Annotated in this window: 26 protein-coding genes and 1 pseudogene; 6 read left to right on the forward strand and 21 right to left on the reverse strand. The window is 67.3% G+C overall.

Annotated features, from left to right (window positions below; all coding sequences use genetic code 11):
- The 8 genes and pseudogenes from LGN19_RS36745 to LGN19_RS36780 all read right to left on the reverse strand — a co-directional run.
- Positions 1-187: pseudogene (locus LGN19_RS36745) on the reverse strand (putrescine ABC transporter permease PotI); the annotation flags it as partial.
- Entirely contained in the window at positions 184-1,170 is a 987-nt protein-coding gene (locus tag LGN19_RS36750) for an ABC transporter permease subunit (RefSeq protein WP_175222445.1), read from the reverse strand. The pseudogene LGN19_RS36745 and the gene LGN19_RS36750, both read right to left, overlap by 4 nt.
- A gap of 10 nt (positions 1,171-1,180) precedes the next feature.
- On the reverse strand, positions 1,181-2,335 hold the full coding sequence (locus LGN19_RS36755; protein ID WP_175222446.1) for an ABC transporter ATP-binding protein: 1,155 nt from the start codon (positions 2,333-2,335) through the stop codon (positions 1,181-1,183).
- Between the two features lie 188 nt (positions 2,336-2,523).
- A complete protein-coding gene (locus tag LGN19_RS36760; protein WP_122946437.1) occupies positions 2,524-3,642 on the reverse strand; it encodes a polyamine ABC transporter substrate-binding protein in 1,119 nt (372 codons plus the stop codon).
- Positions 3,643-3,703: 61 nt separating this feature from the next.
- On the reverse strand, positions 3,704-5,146 hold the full coding sequence (locus LGN19_RS36765) for an aspartate aminotransferase family protein (protein WP_226219946.1): 1,443 nt from the start codon (positions 5,144-5,146) through the stop codon (positions 3,704-3,706).
- A gap of 37 nt (positions 5,147-5,183) precedes the next feature.
- Complete coding sequence (locus LGN19_RS36770) at positions 5,184-6,521, reverse strand: glutamine synthetase family protein (RefSeq protein WP_122946435.1); 1,338 nt, start codon at positions 6,519-6,521, stop codon at positions 5,184-5,186.
- A gap of 27 nt (positions 6,522-6,548) precedes the next feature.
- Entirely contained in the window at positions 6,549-7,337 is a 789-nt protein-coding gene (locus tag LGN19_RS36775) for a gamma-glutamyl-gamma-aminobutyrate hydrolase family protein (RefSeq protein WP_122946434.1), read from the reverse strand.
- 283 nt (positions 7,338-7,620) lie between these two features.
- Positions 7,621-7,806, reverse strand: coding sequence for a hypothetical protein (locus LGN19_RS36780; RefSeq protein WP_043184603.1), 186 nt, complete (start codon positions 7,804-7,806; stop codon positions 7,621-7,623).
- Positions 7,807-8,260: 454 nt separating this feature from the next.
- On the opposite strand from LGN19_RS36780, the gene LGN19_RS36785 reads away from it, so the two are divergent.
- Positions 8,261-8,812 carry a cupin domain-containing protein gene (locus LGN19_RS36785; protein ID WP_226219947.1) on the forward strand — a complete coding sequence of 184 codons (552 nt, stop codon included), beginning with the start codon at positions 8,261-8,263 and terminating at the stop codon, positions 8,810-8,812.
- A 97-nt stretch (positions 8,813-8,909) separates the two neighbouring features.
- Positions 8,910-10,400, forward strand: coding sequence for an aldehyde dehydrogenase (locus LGN19_RS36790; protein ID WP_122946433.1), 1,491 nt, complete (start codon positions 8,910-8,912; stop codon positions 10,398-10,400).
- Between the two features lie 62 nt (positions 10,401-10,462).
- On the opposite strand, the gene LGN19_RS36795 is transcribed toward LGN19_RS36790, so the two are convergent.
- Complete coding sequence (locus LGN19_RS36795; RefSeq protein ID WP_011353438.1) at positions 10,463-10,663, reverse strand: heavy-metal-associated domain-containing protein; 201 nt, start codon at positions 10,661-10,663, stop codon at positions 10,463-10,465.
- Positions 10,664-11,011: 348 nt separating this feature from the next.
- Here LGN19_RS36795 and LGN19_RS36800 point away from each other — a divergent pair, with 348 nt between their 5' ends.
- Together LGN19_RS36800 and LGN19_RS36805 are read left to right on the forward strand one after the other, a co-directional pair.
- Positions 11,012-11,344, forward strand: a complete 333-nt coding sequence (locus LGN19_RS36800; protein ID WP_122946432.1) for a cupredoxin domain-containing protein — start codon at positions 11,012-11,014, stop codon at positions 11,342-11,344.
- A gap of 12 nt (positions 11,345-11,356) precedes the next feature.
- Positions 11,357-12,193, forward strand: a complete 837-nt coding sequence (locus LGN19_RS36805) for an FTR1 family iron permease (protein ID WP_226219948.1) — start codon at positions 11,357-11,359, stop codon at positions 12,191-12,193.
- Positions 12,194-12,310: 117 nt separating this feature from the next.
- On the opposite strand, the gene LGN19_RS36810 is transcribed toward LGN19_RS36805, so the two are convergent.
- The 7 genes from LGN19_RS36810 to LGN19_RS36840 form a co-directional block, all read right to left on the reverse strand.
- Positions 12,311-12,529: a hypothetical protein gene (locus tag LGN19_RS36810; protein WP_122946430.1), complete on the reverse strand. Its 219-nt coding sequence runs from the start codon at positions 12,527-12,529 to the stop codon at positions 12,311-12,313.
- The gene (locus LGN19_RS36815) at positions 12,529-13,005 is read right to left on the reverse strand and encodes a hypothetical protein (RefSeq protein WP_122946429.1); all 477 of its coding nucleotides are present in this window, start codon (positions 13,003-13,005) and stop codon (positions 12,529-12,531) included. The genes LGN19_RS36810 and LGN19_RS36815 overlap by 1 nt, the downstream gene beginning before the upstream one ends.
- 58 nt (positions 13,006-13,063) lie before the next feature.
- Complete coding sequence (gene glmS, locus LGN19_RS36820; RefSeq protein ID WP_226219949.1) at positions 13,064-14,881, reverse strand: glutamine--fructose-6-phosphate transaminase (isomerizing); 1,818 nt, start codon at positions 14,879-14,881, stop codon at positions 13,064-13,066.
- A 50-nt stretch (positions 14,882-14,931) separates the two neighbouring features.
- On the reverse strand, positions 14,932-16,293 hold the full coding sequence (gene glmU / locus LGN19_RS36825; RefSeq protein ID WP_089451386.1) for a bifunctional UDP-N-acetylglucosamine diphosphorylase/glucosamine-1-phosphate N-acetyltransferase GlmU: 1,362 nt from the start codon (positions 16,291-16,293) through the stop codon (positions 14,932-14,934).
- Positions 16,294-16,428: 135 nt separating this feature from the next.
- The gene (gene ttcA / locus LGN19_RS36830) at positions 16,429-17,424 is read right to left on the reverse strand and encodes a tRNA 2-thiocytidine(32) synthetase TtcA (protein WP_122946428.1); all 996 of its coding nucleotides are present in this window, start codon (positions 17,422-17,424) and stop codon (positions 16,429-16,431) included.
- A complete protein-coding gene (locus LGN19_RS36835; protein ID WP_041492975.1) occupies positions 17,421-17,825 on the reverse strand; it encodes a dihydroneopterin aldolase in 405 nt (134 codons plus the stop codon). The genes ttcA and LGN19_RS36835 overlap by 4 nt, the downstream gene beginning before the upstream one ends.
- 78 nt (positions 17,826-17,903) lie before the next feature.
- A complete protein-coding gene (locus tag LGN19_RS36840) occupies positions 17,904-18,647 on the reverse strand; it encodes an SDR family oxidoreductase (RefSeq protein WP_226219950.1) in 744 nt (247 codons plus the stop codon).
- A gap of 13 nt (positions 18,648-18,660) precedes the next feature.
- On the opposite strand from LGN19_RS36840, the gene LGN19_RS36845 reads away from it, so the two are divergent.
- Complete coding sequence (locus tag LGN19_RS36845) at positions 18,661-19,854, forward strand: class I SAM-dependent methyltransferase (RefSeq protein ID WP_226219951.1); 1,194 nt, start codon at positions 18,661-18,663, stop codon at positions 19,852-19,854.
- 11 nt (positions 19,855-19,865) lie between these two features.
- Complete coding sequence (locus LGN19_RS36850; protein ID WP_039355363.1) at positions 19,866-20,060, forward strand: DUF2905 domain-containing protein; 195 nt, start codon at positions 19,866-19,868, stop codon at positions 20,058-20,060.
- A 22-nt stretch (positions 20,061-20,082) separates the two neighbouring features.
- On the opposite strand, the gene LGN19_RS36855 is transcribed toward LGN19_RS36850, so the two are convergent.
- The 5 genes from LGN19_RS36855 to LGN19_RS36875 form a co-directional block, all read right to left on the reverse strand.
- Positions 20,083-20,304, reverse strand: coding sequence for a hypothetical protein (locus tag LGN19_RS36855; RefSeq protein WP_096508285.1), 222 nt, complete (start codon positions 20,302-20,304; stop codon positions 20,083-20,085).
- 114 nt (positions 20,305-20,418) lie between these two features.
- Positions 20,419-21,327: a carbohydrate kinase family protein gene (locus LGN19_RS36860; protein ID WP_226219952.1), complete on the reverse strand. Its 909-nt coding sequence runs from the start codon at positions 21,325-21,327 to the stop codon at positions 20,419-20,421.
- Positions 21,324-22,604: an AGE family epimerase/isomerase gene (locus tag LGN19_RS36865; protein WP_174961767.1), complete on the reverse strand. Its 1,281-nt coding sequence runs from the start codon at positions 22,602-22,604 to the stop codon at positions 21,324-21,326. Before LGN19_RS36865 ends, LGN19_RS36860 begins: the two co-directional genes overlap by 4 nt.
- Positions 22,601-23,623, reverse strand: coding sequence for a LacI family DNA-binding transcriptional regulator (locus LGN19_RS36870; protein WP_122946424.1), 1,023 nt, complete (start codon positions 23,621-23,623; stop codon positions 22,601-22,603). The genes LGN19_RS36865 and LGN19_RS36870 overlap by 4 nt, the downstream gene beginning before the upstream one ends.
- A 366-nt stretch (positions 23,624-23,989) precedes the next feature.
- Positions 23,990-25,828, reverse strand: coding sequence for an EAL domain-containing protein (locus LGN19_RS36875; RefSeq protein ID WP_226219953.1), 1,839 nt, complete (start codon positions 25,826-25,828; stop codon positions 23,990-23,992).
- Between the last annotated feature and the right edge of the window lie 129 nt (positions 25,829-25,957).

Consider the following 25,957-nt stretch of genomic DNA (forward strand, 5'->3'; position numbering starts at 1 on the left):
ATGCGGCGGTCAGCAGCTCGTCGTCGTCCAGCAGCGCCGAGTACCACTTCAGCGAGAAGCCCGACCACACCGTCACCAGCTTCGACTCGTTGAACGAGTACACGATCAGGCTGATGATCGGGATGTACAGGAACAGGAAGCCGAAGGCGAGAACGCCTGTCGACAGCGGTTTGCTCGGCTTGATCATTTCGCGTCCTCCAGTTCCTTGACCTGGTAGTACTGGAACAGCGCCATCGGCACCAGCAGCAGCATCACCATCGCGACCGTCACCGCGGACGCCATCGGCCAGTCCATGTTGTTGAAGAATTCATCCCACATCACGCGGCCGATCATCAGCGTGTCGGCGCCGCCGAGCAGTTCCGGAATCACGTACTCGCCCACCGCCGGGATGAACACCAGCAGGCTGCCGGCGATGATCCCGTTCTTCGACAGCGGCAGCGTGATCCGCGTGAACGCGACCCACGGTTTCGCACCGAGGTCATACGCGGCTTCGAGCAGCGTCAGGTCCATCTTCACGAGGTGCGCGTACAGCGGCATCACCATGAACGGCAGGTACGAATAGACCATCCCGATGTAGACACCGGCATCGCTGTGGTAGAGGCGCAGCGGCGTGTGGATGATGCCGAGCGCGATCAGCGTGTGGTTCAGCAGGCCGTCATCCTTCAGGATCCCGATCCATGCGTACACGCGGATCAGGAACGACGTCCAGAACGGCAGCATCACGGCCATCATCAGCACGTTGCGGCGGTTCGGTTCCGAGCGCGCGATGTAGTACGCCATCGGATAGCCGATCAGCAGGCACAGCACCGTCGACACGGCGGCCATCTTCAGCGAGCTGAGGTAGGTCGCGATGTACAGGTCGTCCTGCAGCAGGAACGCGTAGTGCGACAGCTGCAGCGCGAAGTGCACGACGCCGTCCTTGATTTCGACGAGCGACGTGTACGGCGGGATGCCCATCACCTGGTCGGCGAAGCTGATCTTCAGCACCAGCACGAACGGCAGCGCGAAGAAGATCGCGAGCCATACGAACGGCACGCCGATCGCGACACTGCGGCCCGATGGCAGGAAGCGCTGCAGCAGGTCAAAGCGGCCCGGGCGGGCACGTCCGGCGCCGGTGCTCGCGGCGCCGGTCGACACCGGCGTGGAGGGCGTGGAAGCAGAGGTTCTCATCGTGTCGTCCTCATTGCGTCAGCACGACGCCGCTGGCCGGCGACCACGACACGAACACGTCGTCGTTCCACGCCGGTGCGTTGTCGTTCAACAGGTGCGAGCTCGACAGGTTCGACACCACCGTCTTGCCGCTCGGCAGGCGCACGTGATACAGCGAGTAGCTGCCCATGTACGCGATGTCGGTCACGACGCCGCGCGCCCAGTTGTGTTTCGAACCCGGCTTCTCGCGCGACACGTGAATGCGTTCCGGACGCACCGAGATGCCGACGGGCATCCCGAGCGGGCCGGTGATGCCGTGGCTCACGTACATGCGCGCTTCGAGGTCGTCGCTCTCGACGAAGATGTGATCGGGTTCGTCTTCGACCACGCGGCCTTCGAACAGGTTGGTCGAGCCGATGAATTCGGCGGAGAAGCGGCTGTTCGGGAATTCGTAGACTTCGCCCGGCGCGCCGATCTGCACGATCTTGCCTTCGCTCATCACCGCGAGGCGGCTCGCCATCGTCATCGCCTCTTCCTGGTCGTGCGTGACCATCACGCAGGTCACGTCGACCTTCTCGATGATGTTCACGAGTTCGAGCTGGGTCTTCTGGCGGATCTTCTTGTCGAGTGCGGACATCGGTTCGTCGAGCAGCAGGAGCTTCGGGCGCTTGACCAGCGAGCGGGCCAGCGCGACACGCTGCTGCTGCCCGCCGGAGAGCTGATGCGGCTTGCGCTGCGCGTACTTGCTCATCTGCACGAGTGCGAGCGCATCGGCCACGCGCTCCTTGATCTCGTTCTTCGGCGTGCCTTCCTGCTTCAGGCCGAACGCGACGTTCGATTCGACCGACATGTGCGGGAACAGCGCGTACGACTGGAACATCATGTTCACCGGGCGGCGGTACGGCGGCAGCGATGCGAGATCTTCGCCGTCGACGAAGATCTTGCCGGAGGTGGCCGTCTCGAGCCCGGCGAGCATGCGCAGCAACGTCGACTTGCCGCAGCCCGAGCTGCCGAGCAGCGCGAACAGCTCGTTCTTCGCGATCGTCAGGTTCACGTTGTCGACGGCCGTGCTGTCGCCGAATTTCTTCACGACGTTTTCGATGCGCACGAACGTGTCGTTTTGCGTACGGGCCGCAGCGGCCGGTTGGGTCTGTCGTGCAGCAGCGGAAGAGGGTATCGATTGCATGGGAGTCACCATTCGTTCTTCACGGATTGCTGGCGTGAGCGTCCCCGCGCGAGGCGCATGACGCGACTCACGGACGACGGCTCGTGCCGGATGGAACAGTGCGCGCGGTGCGCGCGGGCGGACGGAGGTCCGCGGATCTCAGGCGGGCAGGCGTGAAGCGATGCCTGCGCCGCCGGAATGCAGGGCGATCAGTGGCCGGTCTTCAGTTGGGCCCACAGGCGGTTCTGGAGGCGCAGGATGTCGGCCGGCATCGGCTTCATCAGCACCATCTTCTTCAGCACGTCTTCCGGCGGGTAGACGGTCGGGTCCTGCGCAACGCCCGGCGTGACGAACTGGTGCGCAGCCTTGTTGGCGGTCGGGTAGAACACCGTGTTGGTGATCGCCGCGTTGACCTTCGGATCGGACACGTAGTTGATCCACTTCAGCGCGGCCTCGGGGTGCGGTGCATCCTTCGGGATCACCATCACGTCGAACCACAGCAGGCCGCCTTCCTTCGGGTTCGAGAACTTGATGTCGTACGAACGTTTCGCTTCGGCCGAGCGGCGATGCGCGATGCCGACGTCGCCCGACCAGCCGAGCGCGACGCACACGTCGTTGTTCGCGAGGTCGTTGATGTAGCCGGACGAGTTGAACTGGGTGATGTACGGGCGGACTTTCTTCAGGACTTCGAACGCAGCCTGGTAATCGCCGGGGTTCGTGCTGTTCGGGTTCTTGCCCATGTATTGCAGCGTGGCGGCAAACACGTCGACGGCCTGGTCGAGGAACGACACGCCGCAGCCCTTCAGTTTTTCCATGTTGGCCGGGTCGAACACCAGTGCCCAGCTGTCGACCGGCGCCTTGTCGCCGAGTGCCTTCTTCACCGCCTGCGCGTTGTAGCCGATGCCGTCCGTGCCGTAGGCCCAGGGCACGCCGTACTGGTTGCCCGGATCGGCATCCGAGATCATCTTCATCAGCAGCGGGTCGAGGTTCGCGAGGTTCGGCAGCTTCGACTTGTCGAGCTTCTGGTACACGCCGGCCTGGATCTGCTTGGCCATGTAGTTCGACGTCGGCACGACGATGTCGTAGCCCGAACTGCCGGCCAGCAGTTTCGCCTGAAGCGTGTCGTCGCTGTCGTAGTTGTCGTACTTGACGTGGATACCCGTCTGCTTCTGGAAGTTCGGGATCGTGTCGGGTGCGATGTAGTCGGACCAGTTGTAGACATTCAGCTCGTCGGCGGCATGCGCCGACGGGCTGGCGACCGACGTGAACGCTGCCGCGGCGGCAAGGGCGGCAACAGAACAGGCTTGGCGAAGAAAGCAGGCACGCATGGTGGAATTCCCCTGGTTATGGCGGCGTGCGGCGCCCGCCGCACGCCTGTAGGCAAAACCGTTACGAAATACCCAGTTGCTGGGCGGTTGCATCGACTGCTTTTTTCGCCTTCGATACGAGTTCATCAATTTCCGGACGCGAGATCACGAGCGGCGGCGACAGCAGCATCCGGTCGCCGGTCGCACGCATGATCAGGTTGCCGTTGAAGCAGAAGTCGCGGCAGATCGTGCCGACGTCGCCGCTGTTCGCGAAGCGGCGGCGTTCGGCCGGCGATTCCGCGAGCTGCAGGCTCGCGACGAGGCCGTGGCCGTGCACTTCGCCGACGATCGGGTGACGCGCGAAGGTTTCGCGCATCAGCGCCTGGAAGTACGGGCCCGTGTCGTTCTTCACGCGCTCGACGATCCCTTCGTCGCGCAGCAGCTTCAGGTTCGCGACCGCGACGGCTGCCGCCACCGGGTGGCCGGAGTACGTGAGGCCGTGGTTGAATTCGCCGTTGTCGATGATCGGCCGCGCGACGCGCTCGTGAATGCCGACGGCACCCATCGGCACGTAGCCCGACGTGAGGCCCTTGGCCATCGTGATCAGGTCGGGCTCGAAGCCGAAGTGCTGGTGCGCGAACCATTCACCGGTGCGGCCGAAGCCGCCGATCACTTCGTCGGCAACCAGCAGGATGTCGTACTTGCGGCAGATCCGCTGGATTTCCGGCCAGTACGTCGACGGCGGGAAGATCACGCCGCCCGCGCCCTGGAACGGCTCGCCGATGAACGCGGCGACGTTCTCCGCGCCCAGTTCGAGGATCTTCGCTTCGAGCTGCTGCGCGCGGGCCAGGCCGAACGCTTCCGGCGTTTCGCCGGCCGCTGCTTCGCCGAAGAAATACGGCTGGTCGATGTGCACGATGTTCTCGACCTTCGACGGCATCTGCTCGTGCATGTAGCCCATCCCGCCGAGCGTGCCACCCGCGATCGTCGAGCCGTGATAACCGTTCTTGCGCGAGATCACATACTTCTTCTGCGGCTGGCCCTGCACGCGCCAGTACTGGTGCACGAGGCGCAGCACCGTGTCGTTGCCTTCCGAACCACTGTTGCAATAGAAGAAGTGGTTGAAGCCGGCCGGCGTGACTTCCGCGAGCATCGCCGAGAGTTCGATCACCGGCGGGTGCGTGGTCTTGAAGAACGTGTTGTAGAACGGCAGCTCCTGGAGCTGGCGATACGCGGCGTCGGCGAGTTCCTTGCGGCCGTAGCCGACGTTCACGCACCAGAGGCCCGCCATCCCGTCGATCACCTTGTTGCCGTCCGAGTCCCACAGGTAGACGCCGTCGGCCTTCACGATCACGCGGCTGCCCGCGCGGTTCAGCGCGCCCATGTCCGAGAACGGATGGATGTGGTGCGCGGCGTCGAGCGCGCGGTATTCGGCGGTCGTGCGCGCCTGCGTCGCGCGCGGAGCGGCGGCCGTGGCGGTGGGGGCGGCCGGCTGGATCCAGGCAGATTCGTTGCGGTAAGTCATGTTTCCTCCGTGATTCCGTATTCGGTTGGGTGCACGCTCAGACGTGCAGCAGCAGATGGCGACGTTCCCACGAGCTGATCACGCGGAAGAACGCTTCGTATTCGGTTTCCTTCAGCGCGAAATACGCCTTCAGGAACTTGTGGCCGAGGATCTCGCCGAGCGGCTCGCAGGCGGCCATCAGCGTCAGCCCTTCCTCGAGGTTGCGCGGCAACTGGTACGGCAGGTCGTAGCCGTCGCTGACGAGCGGCTCGGTCGGCTCCAGGCGCTGCGTCATGCCGAGATAGCCGGCCGCGAGCGTCGCGGCGAGTGCGAGGTACGGGTTGCAGTCGACGCCCGGGATGCGGTTCTCGATGCGGCGTGCCGACGGGCTCGAGTGCGGGATGCGGAAGCCGACCGTGCGGTTGTCGTAGCCCCACTGCACGTTGATCGGTGCCGCCATGAAGCGCGACAGACGGCGGTACGAGTTGATGTACGGCGCGAAGATCGGCATCAGTGCCGGCGTGTACTTCTGCAGCCCTGCGAGGTAGTTGTAGAACATCGACGTCGCGCCGCCGGTTTCCTGCGACGTGAACAGGTTCTGGCCCGTTTCCTCGTCGACGATGCTCTGGTGCACGTGCATCGCCGAACCCGGTTCGTCTTCCATCGGCTTGGCCATGAACGTCGCGTACATGTTGTGACGCAGCGCGGCCTCGCGCACCGTGCGCTTGAACAGGAACACCTGGTCGGCCAGCGACAGCGCGTCGCCGTGCATGAAGTTGATCTCCATCTGCGCGGCGCCGACTTCGTGGATCAGCGTGTCGATGTCGAGGTTCTGCGCTTCGCAGTACTCGTAGATGTCCTCGAACAGCGGGTCGAACTCGTTGACGGCCTCGATCGAATACGACTGGCGGCCCGTTTCGGGGCGGCCGGTACGGCCGACCGGCGGACGCAGCGGCAGGTCGGGATCCTTGTTCATGTCGACCAGGTAGAACTCGAGCTCGGGCGCGACGACGGGCTTCCAGCCCTTCGCCTTGTACAGGTCGAGCACGCGGCGCAGCACGTAGCGCGGCGAGATCTCGACCGGCGAGCCGTCGAAGTGCACGCAGTCGTGGATCACCTGCGCGGTCGGGTCGATGGCCCACGGGATCAGGCGGATCGTCGATGCGTCGGGTACGCACACCATGTCGGGGTCGGTCACGCCGGTCAGCGAGCCGTCTTCCGGATATTCGCCGGTGACGGTCTGCACCATCACGGCCTGCGGCAGGCGCATCGATTCGCCGGAGGTGAACTTGTTTCGCGGCGTGATCTTGCCGCGCGCGATGCCGGCCATGTCGGGAATGATCGCTTCGACTTCAGTGATCCGGTGCTGCTTCAGAAAATCTTCGATGTCATGCATGTCTGTTCTCGTTGGTTTGGTCGGCGCTCAGGCGAGCGCGGCGGCGGCCGTGGCACGCGTGCGGGTGGCGCGGCGGGCGCGGCAGGCATCGCCGAAGGCGCGGAAGATCGCGCTCGACAGCGGGTCCTGCGCATGGCGCCATTCCGGATGCCACTGCACGGCGAGGGCGAAAGCCGGTGCATCGACGACGCTCACGGCTTCGATCAGCCCGTCCGGCGCGACGGCCTCGACGGCGAGGCCGGAGCCCAGCTGTGCGATGCCCTGCTTGTGCAGCGAGTTCACGTGCACTTCGTCGCGGCCGCCGGCGAGCGCGTGCAGCTTGCCGCCGGGCGTGAGGCGCACGACGTGCGCGGGGCCGTACTGCGTGTCCATCGGTGCGTCGTCGTCTTCGCGGTGATCGGCGAAGCCCGGCACTTCATGCACGCGCTGGTGCAGCGTGCCGCCGCAGACGACGTTCAGCTCCTGGAAGCCGCGGCAGACGGCGAGCACGGGCACGCCAGCAGCGATCGCCGCGCGCAGCAGCGGCAGCGTGGTCGCGTCGCGGGCCGGGTCGTGCTTCGTGCCCGGTGCGCTCGGTTCGCCGCCATACAGGTGCGGCTCGACGTTCGAGTAGCTGCCGGTAAACAGCAGGCCGTCGACCGTGTCGAGTACGTCTTCGACCGACTGGCGCTCGCCGAGCGCGGGCAGCACCATCGCGAACGCTTGCGCGCCGTCGACGATCGCGGCGACGTACTTGTCGCCGACCGTATGCGACGCGTGGGCGCCGATTTGCGTGTGGTCGGCGGTGATGCCGACGAGGGGTTTCCTTCTTTCCATGACGTCAATCAGTTATCCGGAGGGTTGTTGCTTACGTCTTGCCGGATGTGGCGAAACGCCGGCGTGCAACAGCCCCGCAGCCTTGCGCGAGACGCAGGGCCGCTGGTGAATGGGCGCAACGGGATGGTGTGGCGATCCGCGCTGCGCGCGACGATCAGGCCGTCGTTCATTTCATCGCGATACGCGACGCAGCAACGCATGCGCGAACGCGTTCCGTCACCGCATGGACGATGCGGTTGGCGAATCGGCTGATGAAACGAACGACGTAAAGAAAGGAGAGGCGCTACGGCAGCAGCGACGCCACTTCGTCGGTATCGACGGCGACGAAGGCGCGTGCGGATACGGCGTTGTGACGCCGAACGGAACGACGGGACAGGATGGTGTAGATCGACAGATGAAGCAGGCGAGGACTATGCCAGCCGCAACTGCCGTCGTCGGAAGCGGACGCCGCGCTGCGCAAACTTCGCACATCGCCTCGATCCCACCTCACCAGAGGGCCACGGACTCTCACGATTACACTCGACTGGGTTGTTGAAAGTATTGAACACCTGACCGTTTCGACGCGCTGGGCGTTTAAAATAATCAAGGCGCCGGTTACGCGTTATTTACATTGATGGGCATCAATTTTTGCGTTGCAATAACGTTTTTGCTGCCCATGAAAGCTTGATGACGCTAACCTGAGAGCCAGCATATACGAGCCAAAAACGGCGTCAAATGTTTTTTAACGGCGCTGCATCAGGGCTTTCCCGAGCAGTGCGAACAAAAGATTCGCAAACGGAATAATGTGCAGGGTGTTCATTATTTCGAACGCCTTTCAGGGTTTTCCCCGCTGATGCGCGGCATAAAGTGATTAGAATATTCAACGGCTGTCCACCGCGTCGTTTCACTTTGTCATCGCACTTATCGTGTCCGAAACCGAATCGATGTCCACCGAAGTCGCCGAGCGCCTGCGTTTCGTGCGCAACAAGCATGGCCTGTCGCAGCGCGAACTCGCGAAGCGGGCCGGCGTGACCAACGGCACGATCTCGCTGATCGAACAGGGCCGCGTGAGTCCGTCGGTCGGCTCGCTGAAGAAGCTGCTCGAATGCATCCCGATGAGTCTCGCGGAGTTCTTCACGTTCGAGCTCGTCGATTCGCGTTCGGTCGTGTCGCGTCGCAACGAGATGCCGAACCTCGGCAACGACACGCTCGCGTTCCATCTGGTCGGCGCGAGCATGAAGGATCGCAATATGTGCATCCTGCGCGAGATCTACCAGCCGCAGGCCGATACGGGGCCCGAGATGCTCGTGCACGCGGGGCACGAGGGCGGTGTCGTCGTGTCGGGCCGGCTCGAGCTGACCGTCGACGGCGCGACGTGGCTGCTCGACCCCGGAGACGGCTACTACTTCGAAAGCCGTTTGCCGCACCGTTTTCGCAATCCCAGCGCGGACCTGATCTGCGAGGTCGTTTCGGCCAATTCGCCGGCGACCTTCTGACCTTCCCACCGCGCGTCACTGCATTCGCTGCCGGCCGGCTGCGCGTCACGCGCAGCGGCGTGCCGCATCGCGAATGCCAAAAAACTGAGGCATCCTGATGAACAAGTTGACTTTGGCTGACTGGCAGGACAAGGCGGCGTCGCTCAAGATCGAAGGGCGCGCATTCATCGACGGCGCGTCGCGCGACGCGCATGGCGGCAAGACGTTCGACTGCGTGAGCCCGATCGACGGCCGCGTGCTCGTGAAGGTCGCCGATTGCGGCGAAGCCGACGTGAACGCGGCCGTCGCCGCCGCACGCCGCGCATTCGACGCGGGCGTGTGGGCCGGGCTGAACCCGCGTGCGCGCAAGGCCGTGCTGCTGCGCTGGGCCGCGCTGATGCGCGAGCATCTCGACGAGCTGTCGCTGCTCGAGACGCTCGACGCCGGCAAGCCGATCGGCGACACCACGACGGTCGACGTGCCGGGCGCCGCGTACTGCGTCGAATGGTTTGCGGAAGCGATCGACAAGGTGGGTGGCGAGGTCGCACCGGCCGATCACCATCTCGTCGGCCTCGTCACGCGCGAGCCGGTCGGCGTGGTGGCCGCCGTCGTGCCGTGGAACTTCCCGATCCTGATGGCCGCGTGGAAATTCGGCCCCGCGCTCGCGGCCGGCAACAGCGTGGTGCTGAAGCCGTCGGAGAAATCGCCGCTGACCGCGATCCGCGTCGCGCAACTCGCGTACGAGGCCGGCATTCCGGCCGGCGTGTTCAACGTCGTGCCGGGCGCGGGCGAGCCCGGCAAGCTGCTCGCGCTGCATCGCGATGTCGACTGCATCGCGTTCACGGGCTCGACGGCGGTCGGCAAGCTGATCATGCAGTACGCCGCGCAGTCGAACCTGAAGCGGGCGTGGCTCGAACTCGGCGGCAAGTCGCCGAACATCGTGCTGCCCGATTGTCCCGATCTCGACCGTGCGGCGCAGGCTGCCGCCGGCGCGATCTTCTACAACATGGGCGAGATGTGTACGGCCGGTTCCCGGCTGCTCGTGCATCGCGACATCAAGGACGCGTTCATCGAGAAGCTCGTCGCGGCCGCGCGTGCGTACGTGCCCGGCAATCCGCTCGATCCGTCGGTGTCGATGGGCGCGATCGTCGACGGCATCCAGCTCGAGCGCGTGCTCGGCTATATCGAGGCCGGGCGCAGCGAAGGCAAGCTCGTCACCGGCGGTGCGCGCGTGAAGGCGGAAACGGGCGGCTTCTACGTGGAGCCGACGGTGTTCGAGGTGAAGCCGGATGCGAAGATCGCGCGCGAGGAGATCTTCGGGCCGGTGCTGTCGGTGATCGTGTTCGACGACGTCGACGAGGCCGTGCGGATCGCGAACGATACCGAATACGGGCTGGCCGCGGCCGTGTGGACGTCGAACCTGACGACCGCGCACGACGTGTCGCGCCGGCTGCGTGCGGGCACCGTATGGGTGAACTGCTACGACGAGGGGGGTGACATGAACTTCCCGTTCGGGGGCTACAAGCAGTCGGGCAACGGCCGCGACAAGTCGCTGCACGCGCTCGAGAAGTACACCGAGCTGAAGTCGACGCTGATCCGGCTGCGCTGACGCGCTGCCGGGTGCGGGCGCGGCGCCGTACGACGGCGTGCCCGCACCCGCGGAGGCGGGCGTTATGCGGCGCGCAGCGCGGGGTGGAAGCCGGCGGCTTCGATGATCGACTGCACGCGCTCGGCGCCTTGCGCCGATTCGACCTTGACGATCTTCGCCGCGACGTCGATGTCGAGCTTCGCGGCGGGATCGGCGGCCGTCACCGCGCGGGTGATGGCATTGGCGCAGCCGCCGCAGGTCATGTCCTGGACTTCGAATTCCATCGTGTTCTCCTGAGTTGACGATTGACAAGCATCGACAGCATGAAGCTTGCCACTGTGGGAAGGTCAAGCGTACGCGTGTCGCCGGAAATCGGTGTGGCGTCTGGTTCTGGCGACAGCCTGTTGTAAAGATCAGGTCTGATGAATATCGAGCGAGCCTTCGACGTCATTCGGCACTTGTCCTGATTGACGGCGACGCGTTCCGGGCGAAGCAGGGCGGATGCCTTGCCGGGCCACGCGCGACGTTGATCCATGAAGCGCGATCACCATGTTGCGAGTAAGGGTACGCGAGGTGAAAATGCGAATCGATCTTAGTATCAACTCCCTTCGATATTTCAATTCGTTACCCCTATGAATCGTTTTGCTTTCGGCTTCGCGCTGGCGCTGCTGGGCGCATCGGCAACGTCCGCGTTCGCGGCCGACGATGTCGTCAACCTGACCCTGAAGGATCACAAGTTTGCGCCGGAAGGCGTGACGATCCCGGCCGGCAAGAAGGTGAAGTTCGTCGTGAAGAACCTCGACGCGACGCCCGCTGAATTCGAGAGCGACGACTTCAAGGCGGAGAAGGTCGTGCCCGCCGGCAAGTCGGTGGAGATCCTGGTCGGGCCGCTGAAGGCCGGCACGTACGAATTCCACGACGAGTATCACGAAGCGCAGTCGAAGACGCACCTGACCGTCAAGTAAGCCGATATCGCCATGTTGTCTACCGCTCTGATCGTCTTTCGTGAAGTGCTCGAGGCCGCGCTGGTGGTGTCGATCGTGATGGCCGCCACGAAGGGCGTGCCGCGGCGCGGCTGGTGGGTCGGCGGCGGGCTGGTGGGCGGCGTGATCGGCGCCGGCCTGATCGCCGCGTTCGCCGACGTGATTTCGCAGTGGGCGTCCGGCATGGGGCAGGAGGTCTTCAACGCGGGCGTGATGTTCGTCGCGACGCTGATGCTCGCGTGGCACAGCATCTGGATGAGCCGGCACGGTCGCGAGATGGCGATGCAGATGACCGAGGTCGGACGGGCCGTCGCGGCCGGCAGCAAGCCGCTGACGGGGCTGGCGATCGTGGTCGGCGTCGCGGTACTGCGCGAAGGCTCCGAGGCCGTGCTGTTCCTGTACGGCATCGCGGCGGGCGATCCGGGACAGACGCCGCAGATGATCGCCGGCGGGCTGCTCGGCGTGCTGGGCGGCGCCGGGCTCGGCTACGGGATGTATGCGGGCCTGCTGCAGATTCCGCTGAAGCGCCTGTTCTCCGTCACCAACTGGCTGATCGTGCTGCTTGCGGCGGGGATGGCCAGCCAGTGTGTCGGCTTCCTGCTCGCGGCGGGCCTCGTGCCGTCGTGGGGCGATGTGATCTGGGATACGTCGTGGCTGCTCAAGGAAACCAGCATCGTCGGCAAGGCGCTGCATACGCTGATCGGCTATACCGCACGCCCGGCGGGCATCCAGATCGTCGCGTACCTCGCGACGCTGGCCGCGATCGTCGGGCTGTCATGGCTCGTCGGCCGGCCGCAGGCGGCGGTGCGGCCGCCACGGCCCGCGGCCTGAGTGTCCGGGTTCGAATAAAAAAGGGGCGTCATGGACGCCCCTTTTTTCATGTGCGGTTCGCGGCCGGCCCGTGCGCGGCCTCGATAGCCGCACGCGGGTGGCGCACGCCGCGCCCGGTCAGCGATGGCTGTCGATCCATGCGCGGGCCCATTCGAGCCCCACGTCGCGCGCGTCGTCCTCGGTGTCGAACACGCCAAGCACGCCGGATGCCTCGACCAGCTTGTTGTTCTGCGTGATCGTGCCGCTCGCCGCGAAGCGCTCGGGCTGCAGGATCTCGTCCTGTTGCAGGATCGCGTGGCCCCAGATCTGGTAGCCGTGGTAGGTTTGCGCTTCCATTATCGAGTCACCTCCGCGGAGCGGCCGTGCGTGCCGACCTGCAGCACGTTGCCGTCCGGTGTGTATTGACGCGGGATGTTGGAGAAGTTTAGCGCGTGCTGCGCATCCGGCGCAGCCGGCTGCATCACCGTCAGGCGGCCCGGTGCGGGCTGCGCGACGGGGCGCGGGGCGGCCGGTGTCTCGGCCGCGGCGGCGGGCGGACGATGCGAACCGGCTTTCACGGCCTGCGCGGCTTGCGCGACGCGACGCTTGTGCGGCTTCACCGCGGCTTTCGGTGTGGCATTCGCGTGCTTCTCCGCGCTCTTGCCGGCGCGCGCATCGGCGCCGGTGTGCGCGGCCGGGGTACGGGCATCCGGCGCATGGGTTTCCGGCTTCCGTGCCTCGGGCGGGTTCCAGACCTCGACGTAATGCTCGGCGGCCCAGCCCGTCGACGCGAACGTCAGCGCCAGCAAACCGCATCCAATCAGTCTTACCATTGTCTCTCCGTCTGTCTCAGCGGCGCGCCGGGCAGGCCGCGCCGATCGGCGGCCAGCCTTACTCCACCGTCACCGATTTCGCGAGGTTCCGCGGCTTGTCGACGTCGGTGCCGCGTGCGCACGCGGTGTGATACGCGAGCAGTTGCAGCGGCACGACGTGCAGGATCGGCGACAGTTGCCCGTAGTGCTCCGGCATCCGGATCACGTGCAGGCCGTCGTCGTTGACGATCTGCGTGTCGGCATCGGCGAACACGTACAGCTCGCCGCCGCGCGCACGCACTTCCTGCATGTTCGACTTCAGCTTCTCGAGCAGCGTGTCGTTCGGCGCGACCGTGACGACCGGCATCGCTTCCGTGACGAGCGCGAGCGGCCCGTGCTTCAGTTCGCCGGCCGGATAGGCCTCGGCGTGGATGTACGAGATTTCCTTCAGCTTCAGCGCGCCTTCGAGCGCGATCGGGTAGTGCAGCCCGCGACCGAGGAACAGTGCGTTTTCCTTGCGCGCGAATTCCTCCGACCACGCGATGATCTGCGGCTCCAGCGCGAGCACGCTGTTCAGCGCGGCCGGCAGGTGGCGCAGCTGCTTCAGGAATTCCGCTTCCTGCGCGGCGTCGACGTGCCCGCGCAGCTTGCCGAGCGTCGCGGCCAGCACGAACAGCGCGACGAGCTGGGTCGTGAACGCCTTGGTCGACGCGACGCCGATCTCGGTGCCCGCATGCGTCAGGAACTGCATTTCGGTGAGGCGCACCATCGCGCTCGTCGCGACGTTGCACACTGCCAGCGTATGCGTGTGGCCGAGCGACTGCGCGTGCTTGAGCGCCGCGAGCGTATCGGCCGTCTCGCCCGACTGCGAGATCACCAGCACGAGCTGGCGCGGGTTCGGCACCGATTCGCGATAGCGGTATTCGCTCGCGATCTCGACCTGCGTCGGGATCTTCGCGATCGATTCGAGCCAGTATTTCGCGGTCAGGCCCGAGTAGTAGCTCGTGCCGCACGCGAGGATCAGCAGGCTGTCGATGTTCGCGAACGCGGCCGGCGCGGCGTCGCCGAACAGCGTCGCGTCGAATGCGTCCGTTTGCGGCACGGTGTCGCTGATCGCGCGCGGCTGCTCGAAGATTTCCTTCTGCATGAAGTGACGATACGGGCCGAGTTCGACCGCGCCGCCGTAGGTGCTGACCACGCGGATCTCGCGCTGCGCGAGCGCGCCGTTCCGGTCGACGATCTTCACGCCGTCGAGCGACAGCTCGCACACGTCGCCTTCCTCGAGGAACGTGAAGCGGTCGGTGCTGCCCACGAGCGCGAGCGCGTCGGACGCGAGGAAGTTCTCGCCGTCACCGTGGCCGACCACGAGCGGCGAACCCTGGCGCGCGCCGACGACGGTGTGCGGCTGGTCCTTGTGGATCACGGCGATCGCGTACGCGCCGTGCAGCTGGCCGACCGCCTCGCGCACCGCGTCGAACAGGTTGCCGCGATACAGGCTGTGCACGAGGTGGGCGATCACTTCGGTGTCGGTCTGCGACACGAATTCGTAGCCCTTCGCGCGCAGCGCTTCGCGCAGCGATTCGAAGTTCTCGATGATGCCGTTGTGGACGAGCGCGAGCGCGTTCGACGAGAAGATCGGGTGCGCATTGTGCGTGACGGGCGCGCCGTGCGTCGCCCAGCGGGTGTGTGCGACGCCCGTCGTGCCTTCGACGTGCGATTCGCGCACCTGCGTGTCGAGATCGGCGACGCGCGCAACGCTGCGCGCACGCTTCGGCGCGTCCGGCTCGAGCACGGCGACGCCGCACGAGTCGTAGCCACGGTACTCGAGGCGCCGCAATCCTTCGATCAGCACCGGAACGATATTACGTTGCGCAACTGCGCCGACAATGCCGCACATGAAATCTACCTTCTATAGGGAAGCGGGTGCCGTAGGGCACCCGCGTGATGTTAACTTTTCTTCTTGACCGGGCGGACGTAGCCGCTCTTCGCGGTCTGCGTCTTCTCGTTCAATGCGAGCAGGCCGTCGGCCACGTCCTTCCAGACCGTCGTGCCGGCGGCGATCGTCACGCCGCGGCCGACGCGCACCGGTGCGACCAGCTGCGTGTCGGAGCCGACGAACACGTCGTCCTCGATCACGGTGCGGAACTTGTTCGCGCCGTCGTAGTTGCAGGTGATCGTGCCCGCGCCGATGTTCACGCGTGCGCCGATGTCGGCATCGCCGATGTACGTGAGGTGGTTCGCCTTCGAGCCGTGGCCGATCACCGCGTTCTTCACCTCGACGAAGTTGCCGACGTGCGCTTCGTCCGCGAGCTGCGCGCCGGGGCGCAGCCGCGCGTACGGGCCGATCACGGTGTGCGCGCCGAGCTCGGCGCCGTCGATGTGCGTGAACGCGTCGATGCGCGTGCCCGTGCCGACCGACGCGTTGCGGATCACGCAGTTCGCGCCGATCGTCACGTTGTCGGCGAGCGTCACGTTGCCTTCGAACACGCAGTTCACGTCGATCGACACGTCGCGGCCGCAGCGCAGCGTGCCGCGCACGTCGAGGCGCGCCGGATCGGCGAGCGTGACGCCGTCGACGAGCAGCGCGTCGGCGATCGTGCGCTGGTGGATGCGTTCGAGCTCGGCGAGCTGCGCCTTGCTGTTCACGCCGAGCGTTTCCCATTCCTCGTCGGGCTGCGCGGTGACGACCTCGAAACCGGCCTCGATCGCGAGTTCGACGACGTCGGTCAGGTAGTACTCGCCCTGCGCGTTCTCGTTCTTCAGCGCGCCGAGCCACATCGACAGCTGGGCCGTCGGCGTGACGATGATGCCGGTGTTGATCTCGGCGATCTTCAGCTGCTCGGGCGACGCATCCTTCTGCTCGACGATGCGCGTGACGAAGCCGGCCGCGTCGCGCACGATGCGGCCATAGCCGGTCGGATCGTCGAGCGTGACGGTCAGAATCCCGTAGCGGCCTTCGCGCGCGGCGTCGACGAGGCGCTGCAAGGTCGACGCGCGCGTGAGCGGCACGTCGCCGTACAGCACGAGCGTCGGTTGCGCGGGATCGAGGAGCGGCAGCGCCTGGCGCACCGCGTGGCCGGTGCCGAGCTGCTCGGCCTGCACGGCAAACTGGACATCGGGGGCGGCAACGGCGGCCTGGACCTGCTCGGCGCCGTGACCGACGACGACGACCAGCCGGGACGGCTGCAGCGTGCGCGCGGTGTCGATGACGTGGGAGAGAAGCGGCCTGCCGGCCAGGGGATGAAGCACTTTCGGCAGCGCGGAACGCATGCGCTTGCCGGTGCCTGCCGCCAAAATCACGATATTCATGGCGCCAGCTTGTCAGAAGAGTTCGAAGCCGTCCATTTTAGCATGCAGCCCCCGTCGATCCGGGCCCGCTGCGGCGCGGCTGCAACGCCGGAACGGGCGGCTGGCGCGCCGTTCCGGCAAGGGTTCCGGCCCCGCTTACAGGTCGTCGAACTGGACGATCGAGATCGGTTGGGCGCCACCCGGCGCCGCGGTGTCGTCGCCCGACGCGCACGGTTCCTCGTCGAACGCGATGTCGCCTTGCGGATCGGCTTCTCCCGTCGCACGCAGCGACTGGAACGGGTACAGCGTCGTGTCCATCAGGTGCGACGGCACGACCTTCGCGAGCGCGTTGAACATGTTCTCGACGCGGCCCGGGAAGCGCTTGTCCCAGTCGCGGATCAGCGCCTTCATTTCCGCGCGCTTCAGGTTCGGCTGGCTGCCGCACAGGTTGCACGGGATGATCGGGAATTCGCGCAGTTCCGCGTATTTCTCGAGATCGGTTTCCTTCACGTACGCGAGCGGGCGGATCACGATGTTCTTGCCGTCGTCCGACTGCAGCTTCGGCGGCATCCCCTTCAGCTTGCCGCCGTAGAACATGTTGAGCAGCAGCGTCTGCACGATGTCGTCGCGGTGGTGGCCGAGCGCGATCTTGGTCGCGCCGAGCTCGCCGGCCACGCGGTACAGGATCCCGCGGCGCAGCCGCGAGCACAGCGAGCAGGTCGTCTTGCCTTCGGGCACGAGCCGCTTGACGATGCTGTAGGTGTCCTGGTTCTCGATGTGGAACGGCACGCCGACCTGCTTCAGGTATTCCGGCAGCACGTGCTCGGGGAAGCCCGGCTGCTTCTGGTCGAGGTTCACCGCGACGATGTCGAAATCGATCGGCGCGCGCTCGCGCAGGCGCAGCAGCACGTCGAGCATCGCATAGCTGTCCTTGCCGCCCGACAGGCACACCATCACCTTGTCGCCCTGCTCGATCATGTTGAAGTCGCCGATCGCCTGGCCGACCTGGCGCACGATCCGCTTGAACAGCTTGTTGTTCTCGTACGCGTCCTTCTGTTCGCGGCGCGTCAGCACCGGGCGACCGGCCGGGGCGGCGGTCGCGTCGAGGGTGGCGGCATCGGCCGCCGTGTCATTCATGTGGGGGGCGTTCATGCGCGCTCCTCGTCCTTGATGCGAAAGACTTCGACGCCGACGGCGTCGCAGTCCGGATAAGCGTCCGGTTTCTCGGTACAGACGCGTACCGCGCGCACGGCATCGTGCGCCAGCAGGCGCGCGGCGATCGCGTCGCACAGCGTTTCCTGCAGGTGGATGTGGCCGCGCGCCAGGCATTGCGCGACGCTCTGCTTCATCAGATCGTAGTCGACGATTTCATGCAGCCGGTCGTCGACGGGGGTCGACAGCGCGAGCGGTACGAACAGGTCGACATTGATGACGACGCGCTGCTCGCCGCGCTTCTCGTGTTCGAAGGCACCGATGTTGATGTGCACTTCGTAGTCGCGCAGGTAGAGCCTGCGGCAGTCCGCGAGGCGGGGGTGCAGGAGAGCGGAAAACATGGTCGTCCCAGTCAAATTGGCGTGCGCACACGCAAAGCGGCGCGGGCGGCGGCAGTCAGGCCGCGCGATCCGCGCAGTTCATTCATTCGGGCCGGCGGCGGGCGGCACGAGGTGCTCGCCGCCGTCGACGGTCAGCGTCGCGCCCGTGACGCCGGGCGCGCTCGCGAGATAGCAGGCGGCCGCCGCGATGTCGTCCGCGTGCGGCGCGTGGCCGCGCACGAGCGCCGCGACCCGCACCTTCGGCGCGAGTGCCAGCGCCAGCGCCGACGTCGCGCGGTTCAGCGCGGCCTGCATCAGCGCGTGCGACAGCTGCGCCGGCGCAGGGTGAAACAGGGCCTGATCCAGTACGTGGATCGCGCAGGCGCGCAGCGCTTCGTGCTCGCGCGCGGCGTCGGGCGTCGCCTCGGCGAGCGCGCGGGCCAGCGCGAGCGGCGCCGTCACGTTGCGCGCGAGGGCGCCGGCGAGCGACGCGCCGTCCACCGTGTGCGCGTCGTCGGCGCTCGCGCAGGCGCTCACGAACACCGCGCACGCGGGCCGGCCGAGCGCCGCGCCGCATGCGGCGACCAATGCGGCGGCGTCGGCTTCCAGGGCCAGATCGGCGTCGAGCACGACCGCGCGGCGGCCGAGCGCCGTGACTTCGGCGACGAGCGCATCGGCGGCCGCGTGCGGCGTGCCGTGGCTGCGCTGCAGCGCGACGTCCCAGCCGCGCCGGGCGAAACCCGTCGCGAGCGCACGACCGATCGACGCGGCGTCGGCCGCGCTGTCGAGGGCACCAGCGACGAGCGCCACGCGCTGGGTCGACGTATCGGCTGAAACGGTCATTTACAATGCCGGGATGAACCCGAAAGCTCACGAACCCGCTAGTTTACCTGCTCCCGGCCCTGACGCGCTTGCGCAGTCCGAAACCCTCGCCGCGCAACTGCGCGACGAGATCGCGGCGGCCGGCGGCTGGCTGCCGTTCGACCGCTTCATGGAGCGCGCGCTGTATGCGCCCGGCCTCGGCTATTACAGCGGCGGCGCGCGCAAGTTCGGGCGCCGCGCCGACGACGGCAGCGACTTCGTCACCGCGCCCGAGCTGTCGCCGCTGTTCGCGCAGACGCTCGCGCAGCCGGTCGCTGAAGCGCTCGCGGCGAGCGGCACGCGTAGCGTGATGGAATTTGGCGCCGGCACCGGCAAGCTCGCGGCCGGGCTGCTCGCGGCGCTCGACGCGCTGGCGGCCGGGCTCGACGAATACCTGATCGTCGATCTCTCGGGCGAACTGCGCGAACGGCAGCGCGACACGATCACGGCCGCCGCCCCGGCGCTCGCCGCGAAGGTGCGCTGGCTCGACGCGCTGCCCGAGCGGTTCGACGGCGTCGTGGTCGGCAACGAGGTGCTCGATGCGATGCCCGTGCGGCTGTTCGCGAAGGCGGGCGGCGCATGGCAGGAGCGCGGCGTCGCGCTCGGCGCGCAGCGGGCGTTCGTGTTCGAAGACCGTCCGGCCGCGCCGGCCGGCCTGCCGCCGGTGCTCGCGGGGCTGGACGATGCGCACGACGGCTACGTGACCGAGACCCACGAGGCCGCGCTGGCGTTCACGCGCACCGTCTGCACGATGCTCGGCCGCGGCGCGGTGCTGCTGGTCGACTACGGCTTTCCCGCGCACGAGTACTACCACCCGCAGCGCGACCGCGGCACGCTGATGTGCCACTACCGCCACCATGCGCACGACGATCCGTTCCTGTACCCGGGGCTGCAGGACATCACCGCGCACGTCGAATTCACCGGCATCTACGACGCGGCCGTCGCGACCGGCGCCGACCTGCTCGGCTACACGTCGCAGGCGCGCTTCCTGCTGAACGCGGGCATCACCGACGCGCTGGCCGCGATCGATCCGTCGGACATCCGTGCATTCCTGCCGGCCGCGAACGCGGTGCAGAAGCTGATCTCCGAAGCCGAGATGGGCGAGCTGTTCAAGGTGATCGCGTTCTCGCGCGGCATCGACGGCACGCTCGACGCGTTCGCGCGCGGCGACCGCTCGCACGCACTCTGACGGGAGCCGACATGCTGCGCTGGCTGATGACGTCGTTCGTCGCGGTGATGATCCTGACGCGCTGCTGGCCGTGGCTCGGCAAGCTCGGCATCGGGCGGATGCCGGGCGACGTCACGCTGACGCTCGGCGGGCGGCGCTACCCGTTCCCGTTCATGTCGACGCTGGTACTGACGATGCTGCTGTCGATGGTGGCGCGGCTGCTCTGAGCCGCGCCTGAATGGCGGCGCGTTACAACTCGATTTCGCCGAGGATCCGGTGCGCGAGCGCCTTCGCCTCGTCAAACGCTTCCTCCTCGCTGGGGCTCGTCGAGTGGACGTCGTAGCGCATGTTCTCGGTCTCGTCCCCGTCGTCCCGCGCGAGGATCACGTAACCCTGGAACTGCCCGTTGCCCGCATGCTGGGTATGCGCCTTGGCCGTGTAGATGCCCTTCGTGAACGTGTTGGTGTCCATCGTGCTCTCCCGCAAAAGGACACTTCATCGTAGCACTGCGGCGCAGCATGTACAGCGTGGCTTATCGGTGACCGAACGGGGGCCGGTGGCGGTACCCGGTCACCGTCCTTCCCGTCATCGTTCGATCAGCGCGACGACCTCGTCGAGCGTCGGCGCATGCGCGCCCGTATGCCGGCACGCCGCGGCGCCCGCCGCCAGCGCGAACACGAGATGCTCGCGCCACGATCGCTGCGGCGCGGCCATCAGGCTGAACAGCATGCCGCCGATCGACGCGTCGCCCGCGCCGACGGTGTCGGCCACCTCGACGCGCGGCGGGCTGGCTTCATGCACGTCGCCGTCCGCGTAGAGCGTCGCCGCCTGCGCGCCGCGCGTGACGAGCACGGCCGCGCGCGGGTTCAGCGCGCGTACGGCGGTGATCGCGTCGGGGCCGTCGTCGCCGAACAGGTGCCGCAGGTCCTCGTCGGACACCTTGATCAGGTCGGCGAGCGCGGCCATCTTCGCGAGCGTCGGCCGGTACGCGGCCGTCATCAGGTTCCGGACGTTCGGGTCGAAGCTGATCTTCACGCCGCGCGCATGCAGGTCGGCCGCGAGCGCGGCCAGCGTGCCGGCGAGCGGTTCGCGCACGAGGCTGATGCAGCCGAAATGCGCCCATTGCACGTGGTCGGTCCAGCCGGCCGGCAGCCGCGCCGGATCGAACGCGAGGTCGGCGCTCGCTTCGCCGATGAAGAAGTACGCGGGCGGGCGGGTCTCGTGGACGATCGCGAGCAGCGGCGGCCGTGCGACGCGCTGCAGGAAGCGCAGGTCGAGCCCGGCTGCTTCGCTCGTGTGCCACAGCACGTCGGAGAAGCAGTCCTCGCCGATCGCGCCGGCGAGCGCGCTCGGCACGCCGAGCCGCGCGACCGCGCGCGCGACGTTCCAGCCGGCGCCGCCCGGCACCGACGTCCATTGCGCGTCGCCCGCGCGCACCATGTCGGTCAGGATGTCGCCCGCCGACACGAAAGCCGGAAACGTGCCGCCACTCATTGCGTCGGCTCGCTGCGCTGCGCGCGGGCGAGGGTGGCGAGCACGTCGTAGCACGCGCCCATCGTGTGATAGTCGGTCTTGCCGGCCGGGCTCTTCTCGTCGCTGTACTTGCGGTTGTCGCAGGTGAGGATGCGGTACCACGCGCCGTAGCGGTGATCGACGAAGTGCGCCCAGCTATAGCGCCAGATCTCGTCGTACCAGTCCCAGAAGCGCTCGCTGCCGGTGCGCGCGCCGAGCATCGCGGCCGCCGCGAAGGTTTCCGCCTGCACCCAGAAATACTTGTTGTGATCGCAGATCGTGAAGTCGGGGCCGAAGCCGTAGTACAGCCCGCCGTGATCGGCGTCCCACGCGTGCGTGAGCGCGGCGTCGAACAGCTCGGCCGCGCGCGGCACGAGCCAGTCGAGCGGGCGGTGCCGCTCGAGGATCAGCAGCAGCTTCGCCCATTCGGTCTGGTGCCCGGGCTGGAAGCCCCACGGCCGGAAGATGTTCGAGCTGTCTTCCTTGTTGTAATCCCAGTCGACCGACCAGTCCGCATGGTAGTGCTCCCACACGAGCCCGCCCGACAGCGCGGCCTGGCGCTGCGTGACGTGGGACGCGAGCTTCTCCGCCCGATCGAGGTACGTGAGGTGGCCGGTCGCCTCATACGCGGCGAGCAGCGCCTCCGTCATGTGCATGTTGGCGTTCTGGCCGCGGTACGACGACACGATCCAGTTCGGCGTCGCGTCGTCCGCGTAGAGGCCCGCGGCCGCATCCCAGAAGCGGTGCTCGGCGAGCTCGTAGGTCGCCGCGATCAGCGGGCGCGCCTCGTCGATGCCGGCCATCGTCGCGTGCGCGGCCGCGAGCAGCACGAACGCGAGCCCGTAGCAGTGGCGCGTGCCGTCGAGCGTCGCGCGCTTCGCGCCGTCGCGCCAGTCGAGTTCCCAGTCGTAGCCCTGCAGCTCGTCGTCCCAGTGCGCGTCGCGCAGGAAGCGCAGCCCGTGGCGCGCGTATTCCAGGTGGCGCGGATCGCCGAAATGCCGGTACGCCATCGCATAGTTGAAGACGAACCGGCAACTGCTGACGAGGTGGCGCGACGTGCGGTTGTAGATGCTGCCGTCGTCGCGGAAGTAGTGGTAGAAGCCGCCCGTCGGGTCGAACGCGTTCGTTGCGTAGAAGCGCAGCGTGTCCTCGATGTGCGACAGCAGGAACGACGGATCGCGGAAACTCGCGACGAACGGCGCGGCTTGCGTGTGGGCGGCCGGCGCGGCCGTGCAGGGTTGGACCGGGGGCATGTTCATGATGATTCGGTGACCGTGGCGGTATCGAGTGCCGGGGAGCCGGCGGGCTGGCTGCTGGCCCGCACGATCAGCTCGACGGGCAGGGAAATCTCGGTGCGCTCGGGCGCTTCCGCGAGCAGCAGCTCGACGCCGCGGCGGCCGAGCGCCTCCTTGTCGACCGCGAGCGTCGTGAGCGGCGGGTTCGCGTGCGCGGCGGCCGGGATGTTGTCGAAGCCGACGATCGCGATGTCGTCGGGAATGCGCAGCCCGCGCGCGATGCAGACGCGCTGCGCGGCGAGCGCGGCCGCATCGTTGTACGCGAACACGGCTTCCGGGCGCGGGCCCGGCGCGTCGAGCAGCTGCTCCATCGCACGCGCGGCGCCCGTGTCGGGATCGAGCCCCGCGTCGATCGTCACTTCGTACGCGGGATCGAACAGCCGCCCGGCCTCGAAGAACGCGCGCCGGTAGCCGATCGCGCGCTGCGCGATGCTGTAGTGCGCGGGCGAGCCGCCGATGAACGCGATACGCGTGCGGCCGGTGGCGAGCAGGTGGCGCATCGCGAGTGCCGCGCCCGTCGCGTTGTCGATGTTGACCGAGCGCAGCCCGGGCGCCCACAGGTCGATCAGCACCAGCGGCCGGCCGGTCGCGGCGAGCGCCTCGATCGTCTCAGGCTCGATGAAGCCGGCCACCGCGATCGCGTCGGGCGCGTGCGGGCGCATCTGGCGCAGCACGTCGTCGTTCGGCCCGACCGTGAGCAGCGTCGGCACGATGCCGCGCTCGCGGCACGCGTCCTCGACGCCGTGCAGCACGTGCGAGAAGAACGGGCTGGCCGGAAAGCGGTTGTGCTGGCGGTGCAGGAGGAAGGTGAGCCGGCGGATGCGCGGCCGCAGCTGCGCGGGATCGTAGCCGAGCTGTTGCGCGATCTCGACGATGCGCGCACGTGTGGCTTCGGACAGGCCCGGCTGGTTTTTCAGCGCGCGGGAGACGGTGCCGATCGAGACCTCTGCCGCCCGCGCCACATCGCGAATGGTCGTACCCATCGTTCGTTCGGGGTCCGGTTTGTTTAGGGTGAAAGCGATTGTATAGTAAAACTTCTCGCGGAATTCGGGCCGGATAGCCGGGGAATACCCGCGAATTCCCGGTTTTTAAGCGCTAATCTGCGAAAACACCGTTACTAAAAATACTAAACAAAACGTGAAAAAGGCAAGGTGGGCGTGCAGGTGCCTGGTGAGCGGGAAATGGGGGCAAGCAGGTTGGCTTCACGTATTCGCGCGAGCAGTGCCCGATTGCCTCCGCGGGGCGCCGGGAAGGCAGTGTGCAACTAACGGTCCGGCTGGCGGGCGGGCGAATGCGTGCCACCGCCGCACCGGGCGCCGCCGTGTCTGCGAACGGTGGCCGCCCGCCGTTCAGCGTATTGCCACGGCCGGCGGTTCGCCGCGATGGCGCAGCGCGGCGCGGCCCGCATCGAGATCGACCACCGCGAGCCCGTCCGGCTGCTGTTTCGCGCGCCGCTTCGCGAGCGCGGCGACCGATGCGATCTCGTCGCTGCCGTACCGCTTCGCGCCATGCGCGCCGGCCGGCACGCCGACCGCGCCGATCGCCATCGTCACGAAGCCGAAGAACGCCGGGTTGCCGTGGCGGTCCTCGCCGTGCAGCCCGCCCGCCTGCCGGTCGGCCTGCGTGTAGAAGAGCTGCGCGCCGTCGTTGAAGCGGGCGATCGCGTCGGTGGCGCGCTCGCGCCAGTCGGCGCGCTGGAACAGCACGAGGAAATCGTCGCCGCCGACGTGCCCGAGAAAGTCGCGCTGCGGGTCGCACACCCCGGCCAGCACCGTCGCCGCGAACTTCAGCACTTCGTCGCCCTGCCAGTAGCCGTACTGGTCGTTGAACGGCTTGAACTGGTTCAGGTCGACGTAGCACGCATGAAAGCCGGCGTCGCGCTGGAGCAGGCGGTCGATGTGCGCGCTGATCGGGATGTTGCCGGGCAGGAAGGTCAGCGGATTCGCGTAGCGCGCGGCTTCGATGCGCATCTCGGTCACCGCGCGCACGAGGCTCTCGCCGGTGCCGAGCCCGACGTAGCGGCCGTGTTCGGTGATCACGAAGCCGTCCGCGAGATAGCGCTGGTCGTGGCTCGCAAGCAGCATCGCGAGCTGCTCGAAGGTCGTCGCGTTGTCGATCATCAGCGGCGCGTCGTTCGCGAACTGCAGGCACGGTTTCTTGCCGAATACCTCGCGGTGGTACGGCAGCGCGAAGCGGTCGATGAAGCCGCGGCGATTCACGAGCGCGATGGGCCGCCCGCGTTCGACGAGCGCGACCGCGTGCAGGTCGGGCATCCGGTTGAACAGGTCGAGCACGTCGTTGCTGGTCGCGTCGCGCGGCAGTGCCGGCGCCGGCACCAGCATTTTCCCGGCGATCGTGCCGGCCGGCCGCACCGAGCGCGTCGCGCCGGGAAACACCGCGATGTGCGGCGCGCGGATCGCGTCGCGCGCCGCCGGCGCGACGACCCGCGACGGCTGCGCGTTCGGCCGGCCGAGCAGGAAGCCCTGCACGCAGCAGATGCCCATGTCGCGCACGACGATCAGGTCGCATTCGTTCTCGATGCCTTCCGCGATCAGTTGCGCGCCGCTCGCCTGCGCGAAGTGCTGCATCGCCTTCACGGCCTCGAACTTCAGCGGGTCGCGGGCGATGTCGTGGATGAAGAATCGGTCGATCTTCACGACGTCCGGATGCAGGCGCAGCCACAGGTTCATGCTCGCGTTCGCGGTGCCGTAGTCGTCGAGCGCGAACTGGATGCCGGCGTCGCGCAGCGATGCAACGGCCGGCCCGATGTCGGCGACGTCCGTCGTAGCGTTCTGCTCGGTCAGCTCGATCACGATGCGTTCGGCGCCGACCCGCGCGCGGACGAGGAGCTGGCGCGCACGCTCGCGTTCGCTGGCGAGCTTCAGGATCGTCCCGGCGCTGAAGTTGAGGAACAGCTTGCCGTCGCAGCCGAGTGCCGCGAACGCGTCGAGGCAGGTGAGCGCGGCCGCCTGTTCGAGCGCGATGGTCTCGCCTTCGCGCGCGGCCAGCGCGAACAGCGCGGCGGGCGGCTCGAGGTCGGTGCCGCGCGGGCCGCGTATCAGGCCCTCATATCCGACGATCGTCCCCGACCCGAGATCGACGATCGGCTGGAAGACGGCGGCGAGCGCACGATCCGCGATCAGGCGCGTGATGCTGACGGCAGCGGAGTCGGAGTGTGGCGCGGGCATGGGCGAGGGCAGCCGAATCGACAGGACGCCCGACATAACGGCGCCGCTCGCGGAGAATTGAATGAAGATTTCGTGACGCGATGGGCGTTACTGGTGCATCGCGTCGGTGCGCAGTTGGAAGGGGGTGCG

It is taken from the genome of Burkholderia sp. AU30198 (assembly GCF_020419825.1).
Taxonomy (GTDB): Bacteria; Pseudomonadota; Gammaproteobacteria; order Burkholderiales; family Burkholderiaceae; genus Burkholderia.